This window comes from Nocardiopsis tropica (assembly GCF_042660575.1).
In the GTDB taxonomy this organism is placed as follows: Bacteria; Actinomycetota; Actinomycetes; order Streptosporangiales; family Streptosporangiaceae; genus Nocardiopsis; species Nocardiopsis tropica.
Window position 1 is genome coordinate 143,218 of record NZ_JBHSUF010000012.1, and the last position, 26,028, is coordinate 169,245.

The following is a 26,028-nucleotide window of genomic DNA, read 5'->3' on the forward strand; positions in this document are numbered from 1 at the left end:
TTTCTTTCTAGCCGAAACGCCCAGTGATATAGTTCTCGGTCTCCTTCTTCTCCGGCCGGGTGAACATCTGGTTGGTCTCGCCCATCTCGACGAGCCTGCCCGGCTTGCCCGGGGCCGACAGGTTGAAGAACGCGGTCCGGTCGGACACGCGCGCCGCCTGCTGCATGTTGTGGGTGACGATGACGATCGTGTAGTCCTCCTTCAGCTGGTGAATGAGGTCCTCGATCGCCAGGGTCGAGATCGGGTCCAGGGCGGAGCACGGCTCGTCCATCAGCAGCACGGACGGCTTCACGGCCGTCGCGCGGGCGATGCACAGGCGCTGCTGCTGGCCGCCGGAGAGGCCGGAACCGGGCTTGTTCAGCCGGTCCTTGACCTCCTCCCAGAGGTTGGCGCCGCGCAGCGACCGCTCCACCAGCTCGTCGGCCTCGGAGCGGCTCATCCGGCGGTTGTTGAGGCGGGCGCCGGCGATGACGTTGTCGTAGATCGACATGGTCGGGAACGGGTTGGCCTTCTGGAAGACCATGCCGACCTCGCTGCGCACCATGACCGGGTCCACGTCGGGGCCGTAGACGTCCAGGTCGTCCAGGAGGACCTTGCCCTCGGCCCGGGCGCCCGGGGTGACCTCGTGCATCCGGTTGAGGGTCCGCAGGAAGGTGGACTTGCCGCAGCCGGACGACCCGATGAACGCCGTCACCGACCGCGGCTCGATGGTCATCGACACGTCCTCGACGGCCTTGAAGTCGCCGTAGTAGACGTTGAGGCCGGAGACGTCGATTCGTTTCGCCACTGGAAATTCCTCGTGAGTCTGCTCCACGCGCGGGACGTGGGCGGTGGGTGTAGGGATCAACGGGCCTTCGGCGCGAACAGGCGGCCGATCATGCGGGCCAGGAAGAACAGCAGCATGACCACAAGGATCAGCGTCAGCGCCGCGGCCCAGGCCCTCTCGTAGTTGACGGCGCCGCCCATGCGGACCTGGGAGTAGATGAACACCGGAAGGCTCATCATCTGCCCGTCGAACAGGTTCCAGTTGATGGACACCGCCGACGATCCCGCGGTGAGGATCAGGGGCGCCGTCTCTCCGATAACACGCGCGATGGCGAGCATGATTCCTGTGGTCAGCCCGGCGGCCGAGGTGGGGAGCACCACCTTGGTGATGGTCCGCCACTTGGGGACGCCGAGGGCGTACGAGGCCTCGCGCAGGTCCTGGGGCACCAGCCGCAGCATCTCCTCGCTGGAGCGGACCACGACCGGGATCATCAGCACGGCGAGCGAGATCGCGCCCGCGGCGCCGTTGGTCGCGCCCGGTCCGAAGAGGATGATCCACAGCGCCACGACGAACAGACCGGCGACGATCGACGGGATGCCGGTCATGACGTCGACGAAGAACATGATGGTCCGCTTCATGCGGCCCTCGGCGTACTCGACCAGGTACACGGCGGTCATGACGCCGATCGGCACCGAGATGAGCGTGGCCATGCCGGTGATCGCGAGGGTGCCCACGATCGCGTGGTAGGCGCCGCCCGCGTCCATGCTCGGCAGGACGCCGTTCATGGAGACCGACAGGAAGTAGGGGTCGAACCGGGCGAGGCCGTTGCCGAGCACGGTCCACAGCACGGACACCAGCGGCAGCATCGCGAGCAGGAAGCAGCCGTAGACGAGCGAGGTGACCAGGCGGTCCCTGGCCTTGCGGCCGCCCTCGACCCGGGCGGACGCGGTCACGACGATCACCGTGTACGCGACGGCGGTGAGCAGCCCCCACAGGACGAACCCGAAGGAGGAGAAGGCCAGCAGGACCCCCGCCACGACGGCGGCGGTCGCGGCCAGCAGCAGGGCCGGGAAGTGGTGGGGCAGGGAACCGCGGCGCAGGTCGTTGGCGGTGGCGCTCATCCCGGGCCCGGGCGGCGGCGTGGTCGTCAGGCTCATCAGGACTCCTTGTTCCCACGCGCCACGACGTAGCGTGCGCCCATGTTGACAACCAGGGTGATCGCGAACAGCACCAGTCCGGCGGCGATCAGCGCGGACACGCCGTAACCGGTGGCCTCGGGGTACTGGAGCGCGATGTGCCCGGCGATGGTCTGGTTGCCGCTCTGGAGGAGGTTCCAGGAGACGGCGAGGGAGGGGGAGAGGATCATGGCGACGGCCATGGTCTCGCCGAGGGCGCGCCCCATGCCGAGCATGGCGCCGCCGACGATGCCGGACTTGCCGAACGGCAGGACGGCGAGGCGGATCATCTCCCAGCGGGTGGCGCCCATGGCGAGCGCGGCCTCGCGGTGCCCCTGGGGCACCTGGTGGAAGACGTCGCGGGACATCGCGGTGATGATCGGCAGGATCATCACGGCCAGGACGACGCCGGCGGTCAGGATGGTGCGCGCCGACGTGGAGGCGGGGCCCGCGAAGAGGGGGATCCAGCCGAGGTAGCGGGTCATGCCCTCGTACACGGGCACGAGCTGGGGGGCCAGGAAGCCGATGCCCCACAGGCCGTAGACGACGCTGGGGATGGCGGCGAGCAGGTCGACCAGGTAGCCGAGCAGGGACGCCAGCCTGCGGGGCGCGTAGTAGACGATGAAGAGCGCGATGCCGATCGCGACCGGGGTGGCCAGGAGGAGCGCGATCGCGGCGGCGAGCACGGTGCCGAACGCCAGCGCGCCCACGCCGAACGCGGGCGACTCGCGGACGTTGGCCTCCCATTCCTGGGAGGTCAGGAAGTTCGCGGTGTTGGCGGCCAGGGACGGCCAGGCCTGAACGATCAGGAAGGCGGCGACGCCGGCGAGGATCAGCAGGATCAGGATGCCCGAGCCTCGGGCGGTGCCGGCGAAAACGACGTCGCCCATCCGGCGCTTGCCCGTGGGCGGGGGTGCCGCCTTGGGCGCGTCCGTGGTCGTCATGGATTGGCTCCGGTTCGGAAGGGTTGCAGTGCGGGTCGCCGGGGTGGCGCGGTGTGCACCGGACACCCCCGTGTGCGCCTGTTCTCGTTGTTCCGGGCGGTTCCGCCGCTCCCCGCGCGGGGTCGTCCCCGCCGGGGGCGCCGTGCCCGCTCCTGGCCGTCCGGCGGCCGCGGTCTCACGTCCACCGTGCGCGAAATGGTCGTTCCGCGCCGATTGTGAAGGTAGGCGTAGGAGGTGACCAGTTGTCCCAGAGAAGGTGAACGTGGGGTGAACGAGGCGTCGCACTACCGTGGCGGAAGGGCGATTGCCCGGTGAATGTGATCAGCCGCACTCAGGCGGGAGGCCGCCGGTCACCGGTGGCGGGCGGCGCGTACATGACGTCGGTGTCCCACATGCCGAACCCGAGCGACTCGTACAGGCGCACCGCGGCCTCGTTGTCACCGTCCACGTAGAGGTGGACCCACGGCAGGCCGGCGTCGCGCAGGTGCCGCAGACCGGCCAGGGTCAGGGCTCTCCCCAGGCCGCTGCCCTGCCATGACGGGGCCACTCCCACCGCGTAGACCTCGCCGACGGGCTCGCCGTCGGTGAGCCCGGCGCCGTCGGCGTGGGTCTTGGTCCAGTGGAACGCGGCGACCTTCCCCTCCTTGGTGGTGGCGAGGAAGAAGCCGCGCGGGTCGAACCAGTCCTCGACCTCGCGCTGGAGCAGGTCGTCCAGGGTGAGCTGGCCCTGCTCGGGGTGGTCGGCGAACGCGAGCGCGTTGGCGGCCAGCCACGCCTCCTCGTCCTGGCCCACGACGAACTCCCGCACCCGCACGGCGGCGGCCACGTCGGGCCGGAGCGCGGGTTCGGGGAGTTCGGGCGCCGCCCAGGGGCCCCCGGCCTCGTCGGCCGCGATGTCGCGCAGCGGCATCCGCATCTTGTACAGGGAGCGGACGGCGGTCCAGCCGTCGCCCTCCGCGACCGAGACGGCCTGCGGGGTGCGTCCGTGGGCCCACACCCGGACCCCCCGAGGGCCCGCGTCCCGGTCGACGGAGCGGAGCAGGGCCGTGCCGTGTCCGCGGTCCCGGTACTCGGGGCCGACGACGACCTCGCCGGAGTCGGGTTCGCCGGGGACCCGCTCGACGAACGCGAAACCGACCACGCGGCCGTCCTCGGTGACGACGTGGAAGCGGCTGCTCCCGGAGGGCGCGCCGTGGCGGACGCGCAGCAGGGTGTGCTCGGACAGCGGAGCGACGCCGTCCGCGCGGCGGGCGGACTCGGAGAGTGCCAGGACCTGGTCGGCGAGGCCGGAGGCCAGGTCATCGGTGACTAGCGGGGTGCTCATGGACGGAAAGCCTACGACGGGACGCCCATAAAGGTTCCGTCAACCTCGCATAGGGAGGCTTTTGTCCTGTTCAGCGGCTCGGAACCCGGGATGTGGGCCGCGTGGCGCGCTCCTGTTCCGGCGGCGCGGGCCCGGAACGGCGCGCCGGGGCCCGGGACGCTTCCGGCGCCTCCCGGCGTGAAGGGGACCCACGCGGTCCGCGGGGTCACCCCTTGCGGCGCTTGCCCTGGTATCCGCCGCCGATGCGGACGCGGCGCACGGGAGCGAGCGGCGCGGCGAGCAGGAGCGCGAGGAGGAGCGCCGCGAGCAGCACCGCCGGAGCCATGTTCGGCCCCATGTCGCCGTGGTCCGCGGCCACCTCCGTCCCGCCGAGGTCGTCGTCGGACGGGGGGGACACCAGCGGCAGCTCGGCGAGGTCCTCGGAGCCGGGGGCGACCTCGGGCAGGTCGGCGTCGTTGCGCGGCAGGGTCGGGATCTCGGCGCCGGTGGTGGGCACGTCGCCCACGCCGCCGCGGGGGGTACCGGGGCTCGCCGTCGGGCTGCTGGAGCCGCGGTCGCGGTCGCGGCCGTCGCCACCGCCACCGCCACCGGGAGACCGGGTGGGGGCCGGGTCGGAGCTCGAAGGCGGGTCCGACGGGGTGCGGGTCGGTTCCTCGGTGGGCGTTCCGGTGGGTGTCTCGGTGGGAGTCCCGGTGGGCCCGCCGGTGGGGGAGGGCGAGGGGTCCGGCTTGGCCATGGACACCGACCACGTCCCGGTGGAGACGGTGTGGGTGACCGAGGGCTCCAGGACGGAGCAGTCCGCGCCCTCCTCGGCGAGCGCGTAGGTCAGGGTCGCGACGACGTCGGTCGACCGGCGGGGCGAGCCGGTGACGACGCCCGCGGACGCCTCCGCCCCGGGCGCCACCTCCTGCAGGGCGAACCCGGAGGAGGTGAAGTCCTCGCCCCGCACCTCCAGGTCGAGCAGGCAGACGGCGAGGCCGCCGGTGTTGACGGCGGTGACCGCGTTGGGAGGGGCGGGCCTGCCCGGCTCGACCTCGCTGGCGCTGTTCTCGAAGGCGACGACGGCGGAGGGGACGGGGGCGGGGGAGGGGCTCTCGGAACCGGTCTGGTCCGCGTACGCCGGTGACATCACGGCGACGAGGCCGGAACCGACGAAGACGGCGCCGAGGACGACACCCGTACGGCGGCGGTGGGAGGGCGGGGAACTCGCGGCGTTCAGGGGCATCGGGGCGATTCACTCCTCAGGGTGGCGCGCCAAGGCTGCTTCGGCCGCACCCGGCCGCGAGGAGCTCGCCGCGCCTGACCGACCCCGGGGTTCGGGTGCCCCACGATCTTAGGACCTGCGGCCACGGAAGACGAGTGTCCGGGTGATGCCGTTATGTCATCGGTCCGGCCGGGTTCTCCGCGCGCGGTGCGCGGACGACCCCGGGGCGCCGTGCGCTGGTGCGCGGCGCCCCGGAGTGCTCACGGTCGTGGTGTCCCGGCCCTCCTGTGCGGGGCTACTTGGTGCTGGGCTCGGCGGTCCGGGCCGCGGGCAGCGGGTCCGCCGCCTCGGGCGGCGGCACGGGCGCCTTGGCGACCGGGTCGGGGACGAACCTGTACCCGACGTTGCGCACGGTGCCGATCAGCGACTCGTACTCCGAGCCGAGCTTGGCGCGCAGGCGCCGGACGTGGACGTCGATGGTCCGGGTGCCGCCGAAGTAGTCGTAGCCCCATACCTCCTGGAGGAGCTGGGCCCGGGTGAACACCCGGCCGGGGTGCTGCGCCAGGAACTTGAGGAGCTCGAACTCCTTGAAGGTGAGGTCGAGGATGCGTCCCCTCAGTCGTGCGATGTAGGTGGCCTCGTCGATCACGAGGTCGCCCCGGCGGATCTCGTCGGGGTCGTCGGTCCCGGCCTCGGCGGAGCCGACGGCCAGACGGAGCCGTGCCTCGACCTCCGCCGGGCCGGCGGAGGTCAGGATGAAGTCGTGGACCTGCCAGTCGGGTGTGAGCGCCGCGACGCCGCCCTCGGTGAGGACGACGAGCAGCGGGCAGTCCAGCCCCGTGGTGTCGAGCAGGCGGCAGAAGTTCCTGGCCGCGGCGAGGTCGGTACGGGCGTCGACCAGAATGGCGTCGACGGGCGAGTTCGAGTTGCCGCTCACTCCTGACGCCAGCAGGGCTCCGGCCTCCGCGGGAGCCACCCGCACGGAGTGCAGGAGGAGTCCGAGGGCCGGCAGCACGTGGTCGGACGGTTCGTTGGAGTTCGTCAACAGCAGCAGATGGCTCATGCGTCTCTTCTCGTCAACCCGCGCTATGCGGACGATCGAAGGCGCCATTGCCCCCGGTGAAGATTTGTCTAATACGTCGCCTCCGAGCAACACCAAGGATAATCAACAGATGGCGAAGTGCACTATCAGGTACTGGGCAGCGGCCAAGGAAGCGGCCGGAACAGCGCAGGAGGACGTGGAGGCGGACACTCTGGCCGAAGTGCTCGAAGCGGCGTGTCGTCTGCACCCCGACGACCGCTTCCTGCGCGTACTCGGGGCTTCGTCGCTCCTGGTGGACGAGCGGCCCGTGGGAGCGCGGCCCCATGGCGCGGTCGCGGTCGCCGACGGGACTGTGATCGAGGTCCTACCGCCCTTCGCCGGCGGCTGAGATGTTCCGGAATCAGACGCAATCAGGAGGAAACATGACGGAAATCCCCGAATGGGCTGGGCGTGCGCGCGTGGTGATGCTCGGCAGGGCGGGGTGCCACCTGTGCGAGGACGCGTGGCGGACCATCGGCGCCGTCGCGGACGAGGTCGGGGCGAGCCGTGCGGAGGTGGACCTCGACGGGGTGGACGAGGCCGACCGCGAGGAGTACTGGGACAAGATCCCGGTCACGTTCGTGGACGGGAGGCGCCACGACTTCTGGCGTGTCCGGGAGGACCGGCTGCGCTCGGCGCTCGGCGGCTGAAGGGCGGATTCTCCGGGGGCTGAGCGGTTTCGTCCGCGAATACCCCCGCCCGTGCCATTCCGGCTGTCCTGAATCGGTGAGCGTGCTCCCTCCTTTTTCCGAGGGTTCCCGGAGAACCCCGCGCATGGGAACTTCTGATCACGGAGTCACAGCGGGCCCCACTTTGTGCGTGCTTTCACAAGCACGTAATCTAGGTCCACAGCCCCCGTCGGGAGCACACTCGCGCGTATCCCGGGACCCGGCCGCGCACCCGCACCCGCCCCCGTGCCCCGTCCGCACCGACCGCCGCTCAGGAGCGCCCGCCTGTGATCAGTCGTCCACCACGGCCCCGGGAGAGGGGTATCCCGGAGGCCACCGTCGCCCGGCTCCCCGTCTACCTGCGCGCGCTCCAGTCCCTCCAGGACCGCGGCACCCTCACCGTCTCCTCCGAGGACCTCGCCTCCGCCGCCGGCGTCAACTCCGCGAAACTCCGCAAGGACCTGTCCCACCTCGGCTCCTACGGGACCCGCGGGGTGGGCTACGAGGTCCAGTACCTCGTCTATCAGATCTCGCGTGAGCTTGGTCTCACCCAGGACTGGGCCGTGGCCATCGTCGGCATCGGCAACCTCGGCCGCGCACTGGCCAACTACGGGGGTTTCGGCACCCGCGGCTTCCGCATAGCGGCCCTCCTCGACGCCGACCCCGAGATGGTCGGGCAGAGCGTGGCGTCCCTGGACGTGAGGCATATTGACAACCTGGAGGACGTCGTCCGTTCCAAGGGCGTTTCCATAGGAGTCATCACCACGCCCGCGGCCTCGGCCCAGGGCGTCGCCACCCGCTTCGTGGAGGCGGGGGTGAGCAGCATCCTCAACTTCGCGCCGGTCGTGCTCAATGTGCCGGACGGGGTCGATGTGCGTAAGGTCGACTTGTCCATCGAACTCCAGATCCTCGCCTTCCACGCGCAGCGCAGGGCGGACGGCGACGGCCGTGCCGCGGAACGGGCGGGACTGGAACTGACATGAGACGGGTACCGGCCGGAGAAGCCGGTCGGAGCGGTGGGCGAAGAGCGAGCGTGCGCCGCGTTCCGGGGGGCTGGCCACGGGGGCCGGCCGACGTGCCGGAGCATAGAGAGACGCTGTGTCGTGCCTGCATAGGAGAATGCGGATGAGTGTCCTGGCCGTGGGGTTGAGCCACCGGAGTTCGCCGGTGGCGCTGCTCGAACGCGTCGCGCTGAACGGGGAGGCGCGCACCAAGGCGGTCGGGGAGATGGTCGGCTCCGACTCCGTCAACGAGGTCATGGTGGTCTCCACCTGCAACCGGACGGAGGTCTACGCCGACGTCGAGGCCTTCCACGGCGGAGTGGCGGCCATCACCGAACTCCTCTCCTGGCACAGCGGGGTCCCGCTCGGGGAACTCTCCGAACACCTCTACGTGCACTACGAGGACCGCGCCGTCCAGCACCTGTTCTCGGTCACGTGCGGCCTGGACTCCATGGTCGTCGGCGAGGGCCAGATCCTCGGACAGGTGCGCGACGCCCTCAAGGAGGGACAGGACACCGGTTCCGTCGGCCGCGTCCTCAACGACCTCGGCCAGAGGGCCCTGCGGGTGGGCAAGCGCGCCCACACCGAGACCCACCTCGACCACGCGGGCGCCGACATGGTCAGCTTCGGCCTCACCGTCGCCGCCCGCGACCTGGGCCTGGGCCCGACCGGAGCGGACGAGACCACCGCCGACCGGACGGTCCCCGCCGTGGGCGCGGTCCCGCCCGTGGGCTGCCCCATGTCCGCGTCGGCCGGCGACACCGGCGACGGGCCCGGGCTCGCCCGGCCCTCCCGCGGGCCCCTCTCCGGCCTGCGCGTCCTGGTCCTCGGCGCGGGGTCCATGAGCGCGCTGTCGGCCAACACCGTCTCCCGCCAGGGCGCCGCGACCGTCGTCGTCGCCAACCGCACGCCCGAGCGCGCCGCCCGGCTCGCCGAGTGCCTCACCGAGGCCTACGACACCGTCCGCTCCCGGTCCGTCCCCTTCGCGGACGCCGCAGGGGTCCTCGCCGACGTCGACCTCGTCATCTCCTGCACCGGGGCCCAGGGCCTGGTCCTGACCGCCGACGCCGTCGCCGAGGCCACGGCCGGCCGCACCCGGCCCCTGGTCTTCCTCGACCTCGCGCTGCCCCGCGACATCGACCCCGCCGTGCGCGACCTGCCCGGTGTGCGCCTCGTCGACATCGAGGACCTGCGCCTGGCCGCGGCCACCGGCTCCGCCGGCGGGGGCGGCGACCGCTCCAGCGCCCTCACCCTCGTACGCGGGATCGTCGACGAGGAGGTCACCGAGTTCCGCACGGTCCGCCGCGCGAACCAGGTCACCCCCACCGTCGTCGCCCTGCGCTCCCAGGCCAGGGACGTCGTCGAGGCGGAGCTGTCCAGACTCCACGGCCGCCTGCCCGACGACATCGACGACCGCACGCGGGAGGAGATCACCCGCGCGATGCGCCGGGTCGCCGACAAGCTCCTCCACCGGCCCACCGTGCGCGTCAAGGAACTGGCCGCCGCGCCGGACGGCGAGTCCTACGAGGCGGCCCTGCGGCAACTCTTCGACCTCGACCCCAAGACCCCGGAGGCGCTGACCGCCTCCGGCGGTCCCAGCACCGCGGCGCGGTCCGCACAGGAGAAGGCATGACCGGCACTCCCGCCAAACTCGGCACGCGTCGCAGCACCATGGCGACCAGCCAGTCCCGGATGGTCGCGGACGCGATCACCGAGCGCACCGGCCAGGCCATCGAACTGGAGCTGATCACCAGCTTCGGCGACGTCACCAAGGCCCACCTGACCCAGCTCGGCGGCACCGGGGTGTTCGTCAACGCCCTGCGCGACGAACTCGTCGCGGGCACCATCGACTTCGCCGTCCACTCCCTCAAGGACCTGCCCACGGCCCCCGCCGACGGGCTCGTCCTCGCCGCCGTGCCCGAGCGCGACGACCCCCGCGACGCCCTGTGCGCCCGCGACGGGCTCGCGTTCGCCGACCTGCCCGCCGGGGCCAGGGTCGGCACCGGCTCCCCGCGCCGGGTCGCCCAGCTCGCGGCCCTCCGCCCGGACCTCACCTACCTGCCCATCCGAGGAAACGCCGAGACGCGCCTGGGCAAGGTCGCCTCCGGCGAGCTCGACGCGGTCGTCCTCGCCTACGCCGGCCTCGGCCGCGTCGGCCGGATGGACGACGTCACCGACGTCTTCGAGCCGGAGCAGATGCTGCCCGCTCCCGGACAGGGCGCCCTCGCCGTGGAGTGCTCGGCCGAGCGCCGCGACGGCGACCTCGCCTACCTCGCCACCGTCGACCACCCCGCCACCCGCGTCGCCGTCGCCGCCGAGCGCACCGTCCTCTCCGAGCTGGAGGCCGGGTGCGCCGCCCCGGTCGGCGCCTACGCCGAGTACGACGCCGGGACGGGGAGCCTGCGCCTGCGCGCGGCCGTCGTCTCCACCGACGGCACCGCCTCCGTGCGCGGCGAGCGCACCGCCGACCTCGCCTCGACCGGTGACCTGGCCGCCGCCACCGCGCTCGGCCGCGACCTGGCACGCAGCATGATCGGTGAGGGCGCCGACCGGATCGTCGCCGAGGCCTTCGCCGAGAGGGACACACCCTGACCAGGAGTCGACGGCGGGGCGCCTCGGCCGCACCCCGCCGCACCCGCCGGCGCCCCGGAGAACTCCGCGCACGGGGACGCCGGCGACCACACAGAGGAGCCAGTACGTGAACGCCAACGCCAACCCCCAGCCGGAGGAGCCCCGCGCCGCCGCCCGGTCCGGGCACGTCGCCCTGGTCGGGACCGGTCCGGGCGGCGCCGATCTGCTGACCCTGCGCGGCGCCGAGCTGTTGAGGCGCGCCGACGTGGTCGTCACCCTGCGGGAGCCCGCCGCCGAGGAGCTGGCGGGCTTCCGCGAGGAACTCCTCTCCCACTGCTCCGAAGGCGTCTCCGTCCTCCAGGCCGACGAGTGCGGCGGAGACCTCAACGCCCTCGCCGTCGCCCGCGCCCGCGAGGGGCAGCGGGTCGTGCGCCTGTACTCCGGCGACCCGTTCTTCGGCTGCCGCGGCGCCGACCTCGTCGCCGCCTGCGAGGAGGCCGGGGTCGAGGTCGAGGTCGCCCCGGGCGTCTCCGCCGTCACCTCCGTCCCCACGTTCGCGGGCCTTCCGCTGATGGGCGACGGCGTCCCCGAGGTGCGGATCCTCAACGCCCGCCCGCACGGCAAGGCCGAGGTCGACTGGAACGAGGCCGCCGCGAGCGACGCCACCCTGGTCATCATGGGCGGCGACGCCCCCGCCGAGGAGCCGCCCGAACACCGAGGCCCCGGCCTCGACGTGCTCTGCAAGACCCTCGTCGCGGGCGGCCGGCCCGCGAGCACCCCGGTCTCCGTCGTGCGCGCGGGCGGGACCACCCGGCAGACCACGGTCACCTCGACCCTGGCCCGCCTGGTCGCCGACCTGAAGGCCAAGGACGCCAAGAACCACCACGCCACCGCGCCCGCGCTCATGATCGTCGGACCCGGCGCCGCGCGCAGGCCCGAGCTGTCCTGGTACGAGGGGCGCCCGCTCTTCGGCTGGCGCGTCCTGGTGCCCCGCACCAAGGAGCAGGCCGCGGCCCTGTCCGACCAGCTGCGCGGTTACGGCGCGGTGCCGGAGGAGGTGCCGACCATCTCGGTGGAGCCGCCGCGCACCCCGCAGCAGATGGAGCGCGCCGTCCGCGGGCTGGTCACCGGCCGCTACCAGTGGGTGGCGTTCACCTCCGTCAACGCGGTCAGGGCGATCCGCGAGCGCCTGGAGTCCTACGGCCTCGACGCGCGCGCGTTCGCCGGGGTCAAGGTCGCCGTCGTCGGGGAGGCCACCGCCGACGCTGTGCGCGAGTTCGGCATCCAGCCCGACCTGACACCGCCGGAGGACGCCCAGTCCAGCGCCGGCCTGGTGTCGGTGTGGCCGCCCTACGACGACGAGATCGACCCGATCGAGCGGGTCCTGCTGCCCCGCGCCGACATCGCCACCGACACCCTCGTCGCGGGCCTGACCGACCTCGGCTGGGAGACCGACGACGTCACCGCCTACCGCACGGTGCGCGCCGCCCCCCCGCCCGCGCCCGTCCGGGAGGCGATCAAGGGCGGTGGTTTCGACGCGGTCATGTTCACGTCCTCCTCCACGGTGCGCAACCTGGTGGGGATCGCGGGCAAGCCGCACAACACCACCGTCATCGCGGTGATCGGCCCGGAGACGGAGCGGACCGCCGTCGAGTTCGGCCTGCGCGTCGACGTGGTGGCTCCCAAAGCCTCGGTTTCGGCCCTCGCCCGGGCCCTCTCGGAGTACGGTGCCGCCAGGAGCCGCGAAGCCGTCGAGTCCGGCAAGCCCGTCCTCAAGCCCAGCCAGAAGCGCCGCGGACGCCGACGCAAACTGTAGACCGCCCACGCGGTCGGACGCCGTGCAGGCCGGTGCCCCCGGCCGCAGGGGGTGCCGACCCGACGGTGTCCACGGTCCGCCCCGCACGCGCGGGGCCCCGGGAGGCCGGGCCCAGACCACACGTCCACCCCGCGAACCCACGTACGGGAGCCCGCAATGACCGCATCCGGAAACGACGCCGCCTTCCCCGCCGCCCGTCCCCGCCGCCTGCGCCGTGGACCGGCGCTGCGTCGCCTGGTCGCCGAGACCCGGGTGCTCCCGCGCAACCTGGTCCTGCCGATGTTCGTCAAGGAGGGGATCACCGAACCCGTGGCGATCTCCTCGATGCCTGGCCAGGTGCAGCACACGCGCGACAGCCTGCGCAAGGCCGCCCACGAGGCCGCCGCCGCCGGGGTCGGCGGACTCATGCTGTTCGGCATCCCCGCGCACAAGGACGAGCGAGGCTCGGGCGCCGACGACCCCGACGGGATCGTCCAGGCGGCCCTGCGCGACCTCGCGGCCGAGGTCGGCGACGACCTCGTGGTCATGGCCGACCTGTGCCTGTGCGAGTACACCTCGCACGGCCACTGCGGGCCGCTGGAGACCGGCGGGCACGTCGACAACGACCTCACCCTGGAGCGCTACGCGTCCGTCGCCGCCGCACAGGCGGAGGCGGGGGCGGCCGTCGTGGCGCCCAGCGGCATGATGGACGGCCAGGTCGCGGCCATCCGCGCCGGGCTGGACCGCGCGGGGTTCGGGCAGGTGCCGATCCTGGCCTACGCCGCCAAGTACGCGTCGTCCTTCTACGGCCCCTTCCGTGAGGCCGCCGAGGGCGCCCCGCAGTTCGGCGACCGCTCCGGCTACCAGCAGGACCCCGCCAACGTCCGCGAGGCCCTGCGCGAGGTCGCCCTCGACGTCGCGGAGGGCGCCGACATGGTCATGGTCAAACCCGGCCTGGCCTACCTCGACATCGTCGCCAAGGTGGCGGAGGCGTCCCCGGTACCCGTGTCGGCCTACCAGGTCAGCGGTGAGTACGCGATGATCGAGGCGGCGGCGGAGCGCGGCTGGATCGACCGCGAGCGGGCCATCGTGGAGACCCTGACCTCGTACCGGCGGGCGGGGGCCGAGCAGGTCCTCACGTACTGGGCCACCGAGGCGGCACTCCTGCTGCGGTAGCGCGACCAGGCCTTTCGCCCCGGTCGCGGTCGCCGGGCGCGGGGCCCCGGACCGAGGCCGCGCCTGAGCCGAGCACGACCACCGGGGAGGCCCCATGGCCGACGTACTGTACCGACGTAGGCGCCGACATGCGACGGACAGCATGCTCGACGCGGCCCTGCGCTACGCGCGGCTGGGCTGGCCGGTCGCGCGCGGCGCCGCGCCGGGCGAGGACCGCGCGTGCAGCTGCGACCGGATGGGCTGTCCGGACCCGGCGGCGCACCCGGTCACGATGGCCTGGGGGGTGGAGGCCAGCACCGACGCCGCCACCCTCCGGCGCTGGTGGACGGCCACCCCGGACGCCAACGTCATCCTGCCGACCGGCCGGGTCTTCGACGTGTTCGACGTCCCGCGCGAGGCGGGCGTGATGGCCCTGGCGCGGATGGGCCGCTCGGGCGTCCCGGCCGGGCCTGTCGCGGCGGTCGACTCCTCGCGCTACCTGTTCTTCGTGGCCACGCGCTCCCCGGTCGACGAGGACGAGTGGTGGTCCTGCCACCTGGACTGCGTGCCCGAGGACGTCGAGGAGATGCCGGGCCTGCGCTGGCACTGCCGGGACAGCTTCGTCCTCGGCGCGCCGTCCCTGCTGCCCTCGGGCAGCCGGGTCACCTGGATCCGCACACCGCTCGACGCGGGCGAACCGGTCCCGCTCCCCGACCCGATCGCGGTGCTCGGCATCCTCGCCGACGCCAGCGCCGAGTTCTCGGGCTGACGCACGCGGCCCGGCACCGACACGGCGGCCCGGGGCACGGGGCCCCGGGCCGTGGCGCCCCGCCGTCCCGGGGCGGCGGGATCAGGCCCCTCCGCGCTCGCGCACCCACAGCGCCAGCCGCGTCCGGTCCCGCAGGCCGAGCTTGCGCAGGATGCTGGTGACGTGGTTCTTCGCGGTCCCCTCCGTGATGAACAGGGTCCGCGCGATCTCACGGTTGGTGGCCCCGGTCCCCACCAGCCTCGCCACCTCCTCCTCGCGCTCCGACAGCGGGGACGCGGCGGGCGCGGCGGACCCGGTGGCGGGCCCCGCCCCGGGGGCCCGGGCCGGGTCCAGGGCGGCGACGAGCCGCTGGGCGGCGGGCCCGCCCAGGACGGTCTCCCCCCGTGAGGCGCGGCGCAGCGCCGAGACCAGCTCCTCCGGCGGAACGTCCTTGAGCAGGTAGCCGCGGGCCCCGGCGCGCAGACCGCCGAAGATCAGCTCGTCGTCGTCGAACGTGGTCAGCACGACGGCCGGGACGCCCGGGTACTCCTCGCGCATGCGGCCGATGAGGGTCACCCCGTCCATGAGGGGCATGCGGGCGTCCACGAGGGCCACGTCGGGGAGGGGGACGGCCGAGGACAGGAACTCCAGGGCCTCGACCCCGTTCGCCGCCTCGCCGACCACGTCGATGCCCTCCTCGATCTCCAGCAGCTTGCGCAGGCCCTGCCTCAGCAGGATCTGGTCGTCGACGATCAGAACCGAGACGGTGGTCATGCGGTGCCTCCAGCGGTGGTCGGGACGGTCTCCCGTTCGGTGCGCAGCGCGGGGACGGACACCCGGAGCCGGAAGCCCTGCCGCCGCGTCCCCGTGTCCTCCCCCGCGCCCTCCCGGAGCGGGTCCCCGGCCCGGCCGCCCCCGGTGTCCTGCTCCGTGCCAGGGGCGCCGGCCCCGCCCCCGTCGCCGGCCTCCAACGCGCCCCCGACCGAGGCCACCCGCTCCGCCAGCCCGCGCAGGCCGAACCCGCCGAGCGCCGCCCCCTGCGGAGCCCCGGCGCCGTTGTCGGCCACCGTGACCGCCACCCCGGCGGGGTCCGCCGCGACCTCCACCTCCACCAGGTCCGCGCCCGAGTGGCGCATCGCGTTGGTCAGGCCCTCCTGGAGGGCGCGGTAGCAGACCAGCTCGGCCTCCTCCGACAGCTCCGGCCAGTCGCCGGCGTCGGTGAAGGCGATGCGGATGCCCCCGCCGTCGAACGAGTCCGCCATCGCGCGCATGGCGGCCACCCCCGCGCGCCCCTCCAGCCGCAGCGGTCGCAGCGCGCGCACCCACCTGCGCGTGTCGGTGAGGGCCTCGCCCGCCAGCTCCCTGGCCTGTTCCACCTCGCCCCAGGCCCGGTCGGGACGGGCGGTGCGGAAGCGCAGCGCGTTGGACAGGGACATGGCGAGCGCGGTCAGGTAGTGGCCGGTGCTGTCGTGCATCTCCCGGGACATGCGCGCGCGCTCCTCGGCCACGGTCAGCTCCCGTACCCGGGCGGCGCGCAGGCGCAGGTCCTCGTGGGCCTCCTCCAGCTCGGCGAGGAGGGCCGTGGTGCGCTCGGCGCGCTCCCCGGCGACGACGAGCCCCACGAAGGCCATGCCCGACACGGCCACGATGAAGAGGAGGCTCGTCCCCATCACCAGCCCCGCCCAGAGCGGCACCACCCCGGGCAGGAAGAGGGCGAGCACCACGCTGAGCGCGAAGACGGAGGCCCCGTAGCCGACCCCGCCGAGGAGGCCGAACACGGCCACCGCGTTCATCGTCCCCACGCAGACCAGCAGGAACATCGTGTAGTTGTTCGTGATCAGGCACAGCACGGTCAGCACCAGGAAGACCACGCTGGCCGCCCGCCGCAGCGGAGGGGAGTCCGCGGACCAGGCGAGGAACGGCCACAGCGCGCACGAGGCGACCGCCGCGCCGAAGCTGGCGAACACCATGGCCCTCAGCGCGGGCGGCTCGTCCGCCAGGCCCATGTCGAACACGAGGCCCATGGTCTGGAGCACGAGCGCGATCCCCGTCGCACCCCAGAACAGCAGCTGCAGCATGCGCGGCGGGCGGTCCCTGTACAGGGTGACCCAGGCCGACAGGTCGGGGAGCGAACCGGACGTGTTCATCCCACGAGCGTAGCCACGCCCCGACGGTGGGCGGAGTGGCCCGGGGTCATGTCCGGAGCACGTTCCGGCCATGACCTCCGGCATGCCCCGGACGCGGAGAACGCCATGACCGCACCGTGCCGCACGGTCGATGCGGCCGTTCCGCGCCTTTCCCTAATGTTCTCCGTGAAAGGTAGGAGGCGGAGGGGAAAAGCGCGGGAGAACGGCCTCGGCGAACACGGGAAAGTCCCCTCCCCCCTCGGTGGACACCGCCTTTCCGGCGGACGGGACCTCGCGGTACGCCGGCGCGCCGACCGTGCCGGATCCGCCGCTGACCTCACCCGACGCCCCGACCGTCCCCGCAGCGCGGACGGGGGTCGCGGGCGCCGCCGCGCTCCGCACCCGATTCCGACCCGACCCCGAAAGGACACACGGACGCCGATGAACGGCACGCCTGTGATCACCACCGAGAAACTCACCAGGGACTACGGAAACGGCGCGGGAGTCTTCGACGTCGACCTCTCCGTTCCGCGCGGAACCGTTTTCGGACTCGTCGGCCCCAACGGGGCCGGAAAGACCACGCTCCTCTCCGTCCTCGCCGGGCTCAGGAGGGCGGGGAGCGGGAACGTGCGCGTGGACACCGCGGGCGGACGGGTCCTGCTCTGCCCCGACGTCCCGGACTTCGAGCCCTGGCTCACCGCCGCCGAGGTCGTCGTCCTCAGCGCCGAGGCCGCCGGGGTCCCGGTCACCCCGGAGGACGCGGCCCTCGCCCTGGAACGGGTCGGGCTCACGGAGGCCGCGCACCGCCGCAACGCCCGCTTCTCCCGGGGCATGCGGCAGCGGCTGGGACTCGCCGCCGCACTGGTCTGCCGGCCCGAGGTGCTCATCCTGGACGAGCCCGCCTCCGGGCTGGACCCGCGGGGGCGGGTGGACGTGCTCGCCCTCATCCGCTCCCTCCGCGAGCACTGCACGGTCATCCTGGCCAGCCACCTGCTCGGCGACGTGCAGAGGGTGTGCGACGACGTCGCCGTCCTGGTCCGGGGGCGTGTGGTCTACCAGGGGCCCGTCGCCGACATCGCCGACCGCGGACGCCCCAGCGCCTGGCACGTGCGGGTCCGCGGCACGGCCCGGGAGGTCGTGGAGCTCCTCTCCGCCGAACCGTGGGTGACCCGGGCGACCCCCGTCGAGGCCGAACCCGACCTCGTCTTCGTCGAGGCCGTCGCCGCCGAGCACGGGGAGACCGGCATCCCGCGCACGCTCGTGGAGCACGGCGTCCCGCTGGTCTCCATGAACGGCTACGAGGCCGACCTGGAGTCGGCCTTCCTCTCCCTCACCTCGACGGACGCCACCGACGGGAGCACCCGATGAACACCGCGCTCTACCGCAACGAGATCCGGCGCATGACGCGCACCCACACCCTCGCCGGGCTCATGGCGTTCTTCGTCTTCTTCGGGGCGGCCTCGCCGGTCCTGGTGTTCCTCCTGCCCGACCTGCTGGCGGCCATGGAGGGTGTGGAGGGGGTCCAGACCGGCATGGCGGACCTCATGCCGGAGGCCACCCCGGTCGCCGCGCTCGGCTCCTACGTGGAGAACGCGCAGATCCTCGGCGTGCTGTTCGTGCTCCTGGTGGCCGCGGGCGCCCTGGCGCTGGACGGCAGCGTCGGCCGCTCGACGTTCTACCGGGTCCGGGTCCCCGGTCCCGCCGCGCTGGTGCTGCCGCGCTTCGCGGTCCCCGCGATGGCCGCCGTCGCCGCGTACACGGCCGGCGCCGTGGCCGCCTGGGCGACCACGCTGCTGCTGATCGGGGAGCTCCCCCTCGGGGCCACCCTCGCGGGCGCGCTGTTCACGGGGCTGTTCCTGGTGTTCGCCGTCGCGGTGACGGCGCTGGTCGCCGGTCGGGCCGGCGGCCTCCTGCCCACGGTCGGGTTCTCCGTGGCCGCACTGGTCCTGCTCGTCCTGCTGGGCCAGCTGCCGGTGGTGGGGGAGTGGTCGCCCACCACCCTCTTCGCCGCGCAGGCCGCCCTGCCCGACGGTGCGCCGGTCACCGACTTCCTGCCCGCCGTGGTCAGCACCCTCGTGGGGACCGCCGCCCTCCTCGCACTGGCCGTGCGCGGGTTCGGCGCCCGGGAGGTCTGAGGGGAGGGGCGCCGGGAGAAACCGGCGGAGGGGGTCATCGGACGGACCCCCTCCGTCGGCGTCCTGTTGGGCCCGGGGGCGTCCTAGATCTCCGTGGCGTTCACCACGATCCCGTCCTCGTCGCTGTAGAGCCACTCGCCCGGGACGAACACGACGTCGCCGAAGGCCACCGGCACGTCGAGGCGCCCCGCGCCGTCCTTCGCGGACTTGCGGGGGTTGGATCCCAGGGCCTTGACCCCCAGGTCGAGACCGCCGAGGGCCCTGGTGTCGCGCACCGCGCCGAGGATGACGACGCCGGCCCACGCGTTCTCCACGGCCGCCGCGGCGATCATGTCGCCCATCAGTGCGGACCGGAGCGAGCCGCCGCCGTCCACGACCAGTACCGCCCCCTCACCAGGGGTGTTGAGGACCTGCTTGACCAGGCCGTTGTCCTCGTGGCACTTGACGGTGCGGATGCGGCCCGAGAAGACCGCCCGCCCGCCGTACCGGCGGAACTGCGTGGAACAGCTGCGCAGGGTGTCGCCGTGGTCGTCGACGAGGTCCGCGGTGGAGAAGTCGGGGGTCATGTCGGCTCCGGTTCGGGTCGTGGGCGGGCACCGTCGAAGCTACCCGCCGGCGCCCGGAGTTCTTTCGTCGGTCCGGAACGTCTCTTTCGTCTGTGGGGCCGCCTCTCCGGCCCTGAACGGTCGAAGTTGATGACAGGATAAGGACCTTCCCGTCATCACCTCGTGGGAGTCCCGTCACCCGCCGACCGGACGTCGCCCGGCCCTTCCCCCTGCTCGCGCGCGACCCTCCCCGTACGACTTCTTCTGGAGAGAGATGGTCTCCGAGATCTTCGCCGTCAGTGCCGCCTGGTCCCGGGCCGTGATCGAGTTCACCGCCGGCCTCGACCCCTGGGTCCAGCAGGCCGCCTACCTGGGCACCGACCTCTTCCTCGGCGTGTTCGCGGTGCTCTTCCTCGCCGCCTGGTGGCGCGCCAGGTCCCACAGCTCCCGCGCGGTCGGCCTGGCGCTGTTCGCCCCCGTCGCCACCGTCGTCGCCTACGCCGTCAGCCGCACCGTCAAGTCGTTCTTCGAGCAGTTGCGGCCCTGCCAGGCCATGACCGACCTGACCACCATCGCCACCTGCGACCCCATCGGCGACTGGTCGTTCCCCAGCAACCACGCCGCCATCGCCGGCGCCGCCGCCGCGGCCGTCGTCGTCGCCTGGCGCCGCTTCGCCGTCGTCGCCGTGGTGTTCGCCGTCCTCGAGGCCTTCTCCCGGGTCTTCGTCGGTGCCCACTACCCCCACGACGTCACCGTCGGCCTGCTCGTCGGCGCCGCCGTCGCCACCCTCGCCTCCCTCGCCATGGCCCGCCCGATGACCGCGGTCGTCGACCGCATCGCCGCCACCGAGCGCCTCCGCCCCCTCGTCCGGGCCGAGGGCGCCGCCGCCGACGGCGCCGAACCGCCCGCGGAGCCGGCGTCCGGCAACACCTACGCGCGCTCCTGACCCTTCCTCACCGTGCCCCGTCCCGCCCCGGGACGGGGCACACGTGTGCCCGGGGGCCGGGCCAGGGGCGGAGAACCCCTGGGGGCGGACGGCGCCCGGCCCCCGAAGCGGGGGAGCCGCGCCCGTCGACGGGGTCCATGTTCGCGGCCACGGGGTCGTGGCATGCTTGGCGTGTGTGGGTATTCCACGCAGAACGCGGTCGAGCCACTGAAAAACGGGGGAGAAGGCCACGATGCTGCTGAGTTTCCGCGTCGAGAACCACAAGTCCATCCGGGACGAGCAGCAACTCCTCCTCACCCCCGTCTACGACGACGCCCGCCCCGAGAAGGCCGGTTGGGAGGCCTCCACCGTCGCGGGGATCTTCGGCGCCAACGCCTCCGGCAAGTCCAACATCCTGGACTCCCTCTCGCTGATGCGCGACACGGTTCGCTGGTCGATGCGGGACAACGAGCCGGGAGCGGGGATGCGGCGCCATCCCTTCGCCCTGGGCGGGGCCCGGGGAGAGCCCACGACGTTCGTGGTCGATCTCGAGGCCGACGGAGTCCGGTACACCTACGGTTTCGCGATCGACGACCGGAGGGTGGCCGAGGAGTGGCTCTACAGCTATCCGAAACAGCGCAAGCGGGTCGTCTTCGAGCGCGAGGGCAGTGACTTCGAGTTCGGGGAGCACGCTCCGGGGAAGCTGCGGCAGGTCGCGGAGATCACCGGGGAGAACGTCCTCTTCCTCACCGTCGCCGCCCGGGCCTCGAACGAGGTCGTGGAACCCGTCTACCGGTGGTTCTCCGACCGCCTCGTCTTCGCGGCGGAACGTCTTCCCGGACGCCCCCTGTGGCTGCGGCGCGGTGGGGTTCCCGAAGACGCACTGAACGCTCTGTCCGACCTCCTGAGGTCCGCCGACACCGGTATCCGGAGCGTCGAGCTCAGGGAGGAGGAACCGATCGACCTCCTCGACCGGGCCCTGAGCCGTCAGCAGGGAACACGTGACACCTCTACGGAGCGAATTTTCCGTGAGCTGCTGAAGGCCCGGCTCGCCCAGGACGGGGATGTCGAACCGCAGGGCAGACGCCCCCGCAGGGACCTTCCGCCGACGCTTGTGTTCAACCACGGCGGCACGGCCCCCGACCGCCCCCTGCGATGGGAGGAGGAGTCTCTGGGGACCAGAGCCCTCGCCGCACTCGGCTTCGAGGCCCAGCGCGTCCTGGAGCGTGGCGGGGTACTCGTCGTGGACGAGATCGACGCCAGCCTCCACCCCTACCTCTCCGCCCGGGTGATCTCGCTCTTCCAGGACGAGGAGCAGAACCCCGCGGGCGCACAGCTCGTCTTCACCAGCCACGACGCCGCACTCCTCGGACGGGTCCGGGGAGCAGAGGTCCTCAAGCGCGACCACATCTGGTTCGTGGACAAGGACGGCGAGGGCCGCACGTCCCTCTACCCGCTCAGCGACTTCAAGCCCAGGGGCGACGACAACCGGGCCAGGCGCTACCTCACCGGGCGCTACGGGGCCGTCCCCGACGTGGACGACGAGCTGTTCCGCGAGGCCCTCGCCAGGAGGGAACGGCACCCGGCCGAGGACGGGGAAGGGGCGGCACGCCGGTGAGCAAGAGGGCCAGAGGGAGCGCGAGACCGGGCTCGAACGCCGCCGCCCCCACCGGGAGGAACGGCGCGTCTACCTCGTCGTCTGCGAGGGCGGGACCGAGAAGGCCTACTTCGACGGCATGAAGAGGCACCCCGACGTGCACATGCACACGCTGCACGTGCGCAGGTCCAAGCATCCCCAGCGCGAAATCGTGGTGCGGAGCGCGGCCGAGGCAGGACGGGACGAGTACACGCAGATCTGCCGTGTTCGACACCGACGGAGAGGACGTCGCCTCCCTCGTCGCGGAGGCCCGGCGCTCCGGGGTCGAGGCCGCCCACTCCACCCCCACGTTCGAGACCTGGCTCATCCTCCATTTCAAGGACCACCGGTCCGCGCTCGTCGACGGGGCCCGGGCCGCGGGAGCGCTGAAGGCGCCCCTGCCCCGGTGGAGCAAGGGCGGGACGCGCTTCGAGGACTTCTCGGACGGACTCCGCGACGCCTGTGCGCGGGCGGAACGCCTTCCGCCCGGGGGAGATCCGGGGACGCGGGTCCATCTCCTCGTCGGGGCCGTCCTACGCCCCTGACCTCGGAGGCGGGTCACGGTTCCGTGACCGGGCACAGCTGACACACTGGTGAGGTGGGTACTCAACAGACTTCAGCAGAGCTCTTCGAGCGGGCAGCCGCCGTCGTTCCCGGTGGCGTGAACTCGCCCGTGCGCGCCTTCGGCGCGGTCGGCGGCACCCCGCCCTTCTTCGTCCGGGGCGAGGGCCCCTACCTCACCGACTCCGACGGCCGCCGGTACGTCGACCTGGTGTGCTCGTGGGGACCGCTGATCCTCGGGCACGCCGCCCCCGCCGTCGTGGACGCCCTCCACACGGCGGTCGACGCGGGGACGTCCTACGGGGCGCCGACGCCGGGCGAGGTCGAGCTCGCCGAGCTGATCGTCGGCCGCACCCCCGTGGAGAAGGTCCGCCTGGTCAACTCCGGCACCGAGGCGACCATGTCCGCGATCCGCCTCGCGCGGGGATTCACCGGCCGCAGCAAGATCGTCAAGTTCGCGGGCAACTACCACGGCCACGTCGACGCGCTCCTGGCCGCCGCCGGCTCCGGTCTCGCGACGTTCGCGCTCCCCGACTCCCCGGGCGTGACCGGCGCCAGCGCGGCCGACACCCTGGTGCTGCCCTACAACGACGCCGAGGCCGTCGAGCGGGCGTTCGCCGAGCACGGCGACGACATCGCCTGCGTCATCGCGGAGGCCTGCCCCGCCAACATGGGCGTGGTCCCGCCCCGGGCCGGGTTCAACGCCCGCCTCAAGGAGATCGCGCACGCCAACGGCGCCCTGCTGATCCTCGACGAGGTCCTGACCGGATTCCGCGTCAGCGCGTCCGGGTGGTACGGCCTGGAGGGCGTCGCCCCCGACCTGATGACCTTCGGCAAGGTCATGGGGGGCGGCCTGCCCGCCGCGGCGTTCGGCGGACGGGCCGAGATCATGGACCGGCTGGCCCCCGGGGGCCCCGTGTACCAGGCGGGCACCCTCTCCGGGAACCCCCTCGCCACCGCGGCCGGGCTCGCCACCCTGCGCGGCGCGACCCCCGAGGTGTACGAGCACATCGACCGCGTGTCCGCGCAGGTGCGGGCGGAGGTCTCCGGGGCGCTCGACGCCGCCGGGGTCGTCCACCGGGTCCAGGGCGGCGGCAACCTCTTCACGGTGTTCTTCACCGACCGGGAGGCCGTCGACTTCGACAGCGCCCGCACCACGGACACGGGCGTGTTCGCCGCGTTCTTCCACGCGATGCTCGACCAGGGCGTGTACCTGCCCCCCGCGGCCTTCGAGGCCTGGTTCTTCTCCGCCGCGCACGACGAGGCGGCCGTGGACAGGGTGGTCTCGGCACTGCCCCGAGCGGCCCAGGCAGCGGCAGAGGCCCAGGGCTGATCCCCGCGGTCCGCCCCATGACCCCGAAAGAAAGACTCACACGATGACGACGACGACCGTCGTGCACCTGCTGCGGCACGGAGAGGTGTACAACCCGGACAAGGTGCTCTACGGAAGGCTTCCCGACTTCCACCTGAGCGAGCGGGGCCGGCAGATGGCCGAGATGGCCGCGGAGTGGTTCGAGGGCCACGACATCGCCGCGCTGTTCTCCTCCCCGCTGGACCGGACCCAGGAGACAGCCGTCCCGCTCCAGAAGATGCTCGGCCTCCCGGTCACCCTCGACGACCGGCTCATCGAGTCGGCCAACAAGTTCGAGGGGATGGCGCTGTCCCGGAGGTCGATGCGCGACCCCCGCGTGTTCAGCCGCGTCTACAACCCGTTCCTGCCGTCCTGGGGGGAGCCGTACTCCGAGATCGTCACCCGGATGGTCTCCGCCGTCAAGGTCGCCCGCCGTGCGGCCTGGGGGCGCGAGACGGTGCTCGTCAGCCACCAGCTGCCGATCTGGATGGTCCGCCGCGCCGCCGAGGCGAAGAGGCTCTGGCACCGGCCGGACCTGCGCGAGTGCAATCTGGCGAGCGTCACGTCCCTGACCTTCGCCGACCAGCGGCTGGCCAGCGTCAGTTACGCCGAGCCGGCCGCCGAGTTGTACCGCGACGAGCCGTCGGTGCCCGGGGCGTGACACGGAGCGCGTACCCGTAGCGGTAAGCTGGTGCTTCGGGTGCGGTAGGCGTGCGCTTTTCCGGCGTTCGGCCTTCCCGGGGCACGCCCCGGTCGCATCGGCCACCCCGCGCCCTGAGCGCGTCGGTGCCAGCGGGCCCAGCAGCCGCATCCGAACCCCTTGCCGGTTTTCACCGCCCAGCGGTTCGGCATGTCCGTACTCATCGTGAGCGAGAAGGTGATCCCATGGGTTCCGTCATCAAGAAGCGTCGCAAGCGGATGGCGAAGAAGAAGCACCGCAAGCTGCTCAAGCGCACGCGTATCGCGCGTCGCAACAAGAAGTAGGAACGGTCGCGGCGAAGTCGTCTCTCCGCGGGCGTGGGCGTGCCCCCGGTTCGCCCCGGACGCGGAGACACCTTCCCCCTTTGCGCGCGCTTTGCCGCCGCAATGGAATTTTCTGGGTGAGGCGCTGTTGTGTCTCACGGGTCGCGGTCGCCGGTTCACCCTCGTGGTGAACGGTCCGCGGACCTCCCGGAACAGCTCCCGTCTCCTTCCAAGGAACGTGTCGCCATGGCTCGTGTCGTACTCGTCACCGGGGTGTCCAGCCCCCTTGCCGCCAGGGTCGCGCAGACCCTGAGCGAGGAGCCCGGTGTCCGCCGGGTGATCGGCGCCGACTCGTCGCCGCCGCCCCAGGACACGCGGGGTATCGAGTACGCCCATGTCGACCTGCACGACGGGAGCCTCGACCGGATCGTCACCGACTCCGGTGCCGAGCTGGTGCTGCACCTCGGGCTGGACACCGAGGGCGCCCCGAACCGGGAGGACAACCTCCTGGGGACGATGCGGGTGCTGGGCGCGGCCCAGCGCTCCACCTCCGTCCGGCGCCTGGTGGTGCGCTCCAGCGCCACCCTCGACGCCGACGACGCGGCCGAGGTCGAGCGCCACACGCGCGGCCTCCAGCGCCGCCGCCCCGACCTCTCGGTGGCCCTCCTGAGGTTCGCCAACCTCATCGGCCCCTCGGCCGACACCCCCCTCACCCGCTACCTCGACTCGCGCCTCGTGCCCACGGTGCTCGGCAACGACCCGCGGGTGCGCTTCCTGCACGAGGACGACGGCGCCGAGGCGCTGGTGCGCATGGCGCTCAGCGACGGGACCGGCTTCTTCGACGTGGCCGGAGCCGATCCCGTGCCGCTCTCGCAGTGCCTGCGCCGCGTCGGCGGCCAGCGGCTGCCGGTCCCCGCCCGCGGCCTCAAGGTGCTGAGCGGCCTGGCCAAGCACGGCCGCATCGGCTACGCGAGCTCCAGCACGACGCGTGCCGTCCACGCGGGACTGCACACCGCGGGGATGGACTCCGACTCCCTGGAGCGGGTGCTGGACTGGTCCCCCGCGTACTCCTCCGCCGAGGCCTTCGAGTCCTACGCGCACAGCCGCGCGTCGTCCTCGCCGCGGCACGGACTGCGCCCGGTCCACGTGCTCGCGCTCGCCCGGGCCACGCTGGGGCGCTGAGCCCCCCTCTCACGGTGTCCGCGCCCGTTCCGCACGGGACCCGCCGACCCCCGCCGTTCCGGCCCCGAGCGGTTCCCGGCCCGCGGCCCCGCCGCCCTGGGCGTGCAGCCGCGGTCCCCGCGACCCCGTTGCGGCCCGTGCCCGCCGCGCGCAGGCCGTCGTGGACGCCTCC

At 72.9% G+C, this 26,028-nt stretch carries 26 protein-coding genes; 17 read left to right on the forward strand and 9 right to left on the reverse strand.

The annotated features are described in order from the left end of the window. Positions 1–7 precede the first annotated feature (7 nt). The 6 genes from pstB to ACFQBR_RS20345 form a co-directional block, all read right to left on the reverse strand. Positions 8–787, reverse strand: coding sequence for a phosphate ABC transporter ATP-binding protein PstB (gene pstB / locus ACFQBR_RS20320; protein ID WP_267947753.1), 780 nt, complete (start codon positions 785–787; stop codon positions 8–10). Positions 788–843: 56 nt separating this feature from the next. Next, on the reverse strand, positions 844–1,923 hold the full coding sequence (gene pstA, locus ACFQBR_RS20325) for a phosphate ABC transporter permease PstA (protein WP_267947754.1): 1,080 nt from the start codon (positions 1,921–1,923) through the stop codon (positions 844–846). Next, a complete protein-coding gene (pstC, locus tag ACFQBR_RS20330) occupies positions 1,923–2,885 on the reverse strand; it encodes a phosphate ABC transporter permease subunit PstC (protein ID WP_267947755.1) in 963 nt (320 codons plus the stop codon). Before pstC ends, pstA begins: the two co-directional genes overlap by 1 nt. 331 nt (positions 2,886–3,216) lie before the next feature. Further along, entirely contained in the window at positions 3,217–4,209 is a 993-nt protein-coding gene (gene mshD / locus ACFQBR_RS20335) for a mycothiol synthase (RefSeq protein WP_344176635.1), read from the reverse strand. Between the two features lie 205 nt (positions 4,210–4,414). Then, positions 4,415–5,434, reverse strand: coding sequence for a hypothetical protein (locus ACFQBR_RS20340; RefSeq protein WP_344176633.1), 1,020 nt, complete (start codon positions 5,432–5,434; stop codon positions 4,415–4,417). 274 nt (positions 5,435–5,708) lie between these two features. Further along, positions 5,709–6,476 (reverse strand): winged helix-turn-helix transcriptional regulator, encoded by a 768-nt coding sequence (locus ACFQBR_RS20345; RefSeq protein WP_267947758.1) that lies wholly within the window; start codon positions 6,474–6,476, stop codon positions 5,709–5,711. Between the two features lie 109 nt (positions 6,477–6,585). Here ACFQBR_RS20345 and ACFQBR_RS20350 point away from each other — a divergent pair, with 109 nt between their 5' ends. The 8 genes from ACFQBR_RS20350 to ACFQBR_RS20385 all read left to right on the forward strand — a co-directional run bounded on the left by ACFQBR_RS20350 (position 6,586) and on the right by ACFQBR_RS20385 (position 14,453). Continuing rightward, positions 6,586–6,843 carry a MoaD/ThiS family protein gene (locus tag ACFQBR_RS20350; RefSeq protein WP_344176631.1) on the forward strand — a complete coding sequence of 86 codons (258 nt, stop codon included), beginning with the start codon at positions 6,586–6,588 and terminating at the stop codon, positions 6,841–6,843. A 34-nt stretch (positions 6,844–6,877) separates the two neighbouring features. Beyond that, positions 6,878–7,144 (forward strand): glutaredoxin family protein, encoded by a 267-nt coding sequence (locus ACFQBR_RS20355; protein WP_267947760.1) that lies wholly within the window; start codon positions 6,878–6,880, stop codon positions 7,142–7,144. 305 nt (positions 7,145–7,449) lie between these two features. Beyond that, entirely contained in the window at positions 7,450–8,145 is a 696-nt protein-coding gene (locus ACFQBR_RS20360) for a redox-sensing transcriptional repressor Rex (RefSeq protein WP_267947761.1), read from the forward strand. Between the two features lie 142 nt (positions 8,146–8,287). Beyond that, the gene (locus ACFQBR_RS20365; RefSeq protein WP_267947762.1) at positions 8,288–9,796 is read left to right on the forward strand and encodes a glutamyl-tRNA reductase; all 1,509 of its coding nucleotides are present in this window, start codon (positions 8,288–8,290) and stop codon (positions 9,794–9,796) included. Beyond that, positions 9,793–10,755, forward strand: coding sequence for a hydroxymethylbilane synthase (hemC, locus tag ACFQBR_RS20370; RefSeq protein ID WP_344176628.1), 963 nt, complete (start codon positions 9,793–9,795; stop codon positions 10,753–10,755). Before ACFQBR_RS20365 ends, hemC begins: the two co-directional genes overlap by 4 nt. Positions 10,756–10,861: 106 nt before the next feature. Further along, the gene (locus ACFQBR_RS20375) at positions 10,862–12,550 is read left to right on the forward strand and encodes a bifunctional uroporphyrinogen-III C-methyltransferase/uroporphyrinogen-III synthase (RefSeq protein ID WP_344176626.1); all 1,689 of its coding nucleotides are present in this window, start codon (positions 10,862–10,864) and stop codon (positions 12,548–12,550) included. Between the two features lie 156 nt (positions 12,551–12,706). Then, positions 12,707–13,705: a porphobilinogen synthase gene (gene hemB, locus ACFQBR_RS20380; RefSeq protein ID WP_267947765.1), complete on the forward strand. Its 999-nt coding sequence runs from the start codon at positions 12,707–12,709 to the stop codon at positions 13,703–13,705. Positions 13,706–13,799: 94 nt separating this feature from the next. Further along, complete coding sequence (locus ACFQBR_RS20385) at positions 13,800–14,453, forward strand: bifunctional DNA primase/polymerase (RefSeq protein WP_267947766.1); 654 nt, start codon at positions 13,800–13,802, stop codon at positions 14,451–14,453. 81 nt (positions 14,454–14,534) lie between these two features. Here the strand turns inward: ACFQBR_RS20385 and ACFQBR_RS20390 are convergent, their stop codons facing one another. After that, positions 14,535–15,206: a response regulator transcription factor gene (locus ACFQBR_RS20390; RefSeq protein WP_344176624.1), complete on the reverse strand. Its 672-nt coding sequence runs from the start codon at positions 15,204–15,206 to the stop codon at positions 14,535–14,537. Then, entirely contained in the window at positions 15,203–16,579 is a 1,377-nt protein-coding gene (locus ACFQBR_RS20395; protein ID WP_344176622.1) for a sensor histidine kinase, read from the reverse strand. The genes ACFQBR_RS20390 and ACFQBR_RS20395 overlap by 4 nt, the downstream gene beginning before the upstream one ends. A 420-nt stretch (positions 16,580–16,999) precedes the next feature. Between ACFQBR_RS20395 and ACFQBR_RS20400 the strand changes: the two genes are divergently transcribed. Both ACFQBR_RS20400 and ACFQBR_RS20405 read left to right on the forward strand, forming a co-directional pair. Then, positions 17,000–17,926, forward strand: coding sequence for an ABC transporter ATP-binding protein (locus ACFQBR_RS20400; protein ID WP_267947769.1), 927 nt, complete (start codon positions 17,000–17,002; stop codon positions 17,924–17,926). Beyond that, positions 17,923–18,693, forward strand: coding sequence for an ABC transporter (locus ACFQBR_RS20405; RefSeq protein WP_344176620.1), 771 nt, complete (start codon positions 17,923–17,925; stop codon positions 18,691–18,693). The genes ACFQBR_RS20400 and ACFQBR_RS20405 overlap by 4 nt, the downstream gene beginning before the upstream one ends. 83 nt (positions 18,694–18,776) lie before the next feature. Here ACFQBR_RS20405 and rraA read toward each other — a convergent pair whose 3' ends face one another. Next, positions 18,777–19,259: a ribonuclease E activity regulator RraA gene (gene rraA, locus ACFQBR_RS20410; protein WP_344176618.1), complete on the reverse strand. Its 483-nt coding sequence runs from the start codon at positions 19,257–19,259 to the stop codon at positions 18,777–18,779. A gap of 253 nt (positions 19,260–19,512) precedes the next feature. On the opposite strand from rraA, the gene ACFQBR_RS20415 reads away from it, so the two are divergent. From ACFQBR_RS20415 to ACFQBR_RS20445, 7 genes are all read left to right on the forward strand, one after another. After that, on the forward strand, positions 19,513–20,184 hold the full coding sequence (locus tag ACFQBR_RS20415) for a phosphatase PAP2 family protein (protein WP_344176615.1): 672 nt from the start codon (positions 19,513–19,515) through the stop codon (positions 20,182–20,184). A 232-nt stretch (positions 20,185–20,416) separates the two neighbouring features. Beyond that, the gene (locus ACFQBR_RS20420; protein ID WP_344176613.1) at positions 20,417–21,781 is read left to right on the forward strand and encodes an AAA family ATPase; all 1,365 of its coding nucleotides are present in this window, start codon (positions 20,417–20,419) and stop codon (positions 21,779–21,781) included. A gap of 242 nt (positions 21,782–22,023) precedes the next feature. Then, on the forward strand, positions 22,024–22,344 hold the full coding sequence (locus ACFQBR_RS20425) for an RloB domain-containing protein (RefSeq protein ID WP_344176611.1): 321 nt from the start codon (positions 22,024–22,026) through the stop codon (positions 22,342–22,344). A 53-nt stretch (positions 22,345–22,397) separates the two neighbouring features. Next, positions 22,398–23,693, forward strand: a complete 1,296-nt coding sequence (gene hemL, locus ACFQBR_RS20430; protein ID WP_344176609.1) for a glutamate-1-semialdehyde 2,1-aminomutase — start codon at positions 22,398–22,400, stop codon at positions 23,691–23,693. Positions 23,694–23,736: 43 nt separating this feature from the next. After that, positions 23,737–24,372: a histidine phosphatase family protein gene (locus ACFQBR_RS20435; RefSeq protein WP_267947776.1), complete on the forward strand. Its 636-nt coding sequence runs from the start codon at positions 23,737–23,739 to the stop codon at positions 24,370–24,372. A 224-nt stretch (positions 24,373–24,596) separates the two neighbouring features. Further along, on the forward strand, positions 24,597–24,695 hold the full coding sequence (locus ACFQBR_RS20440) for a 30S ribosomal protein bS22 (RefSeq protein WP_017621272.1): 99 nt from the start codon (positions 24,597–24,599) through the stop codon (positions 24,693–24,695). A 225-nt stretch (positions 24,696–24,920) separates the two neighbouring features. Continuing rightward, positions 24,921–25,856 carry an NAD-dependent epimerase/dehydratase family protein gene (locus tag ACFQBR_RS20445; protein WP_267947777.1) on the forward strand — a complete coding sequence of 312 codons (936 nt, stop codon included), beginning with the start codon at positions 24,921–24,923 and terminating at the stop codon, positions 25,854–25,856. Positions 25,857–26,028 lie beyond the last annotated feature (172 nt).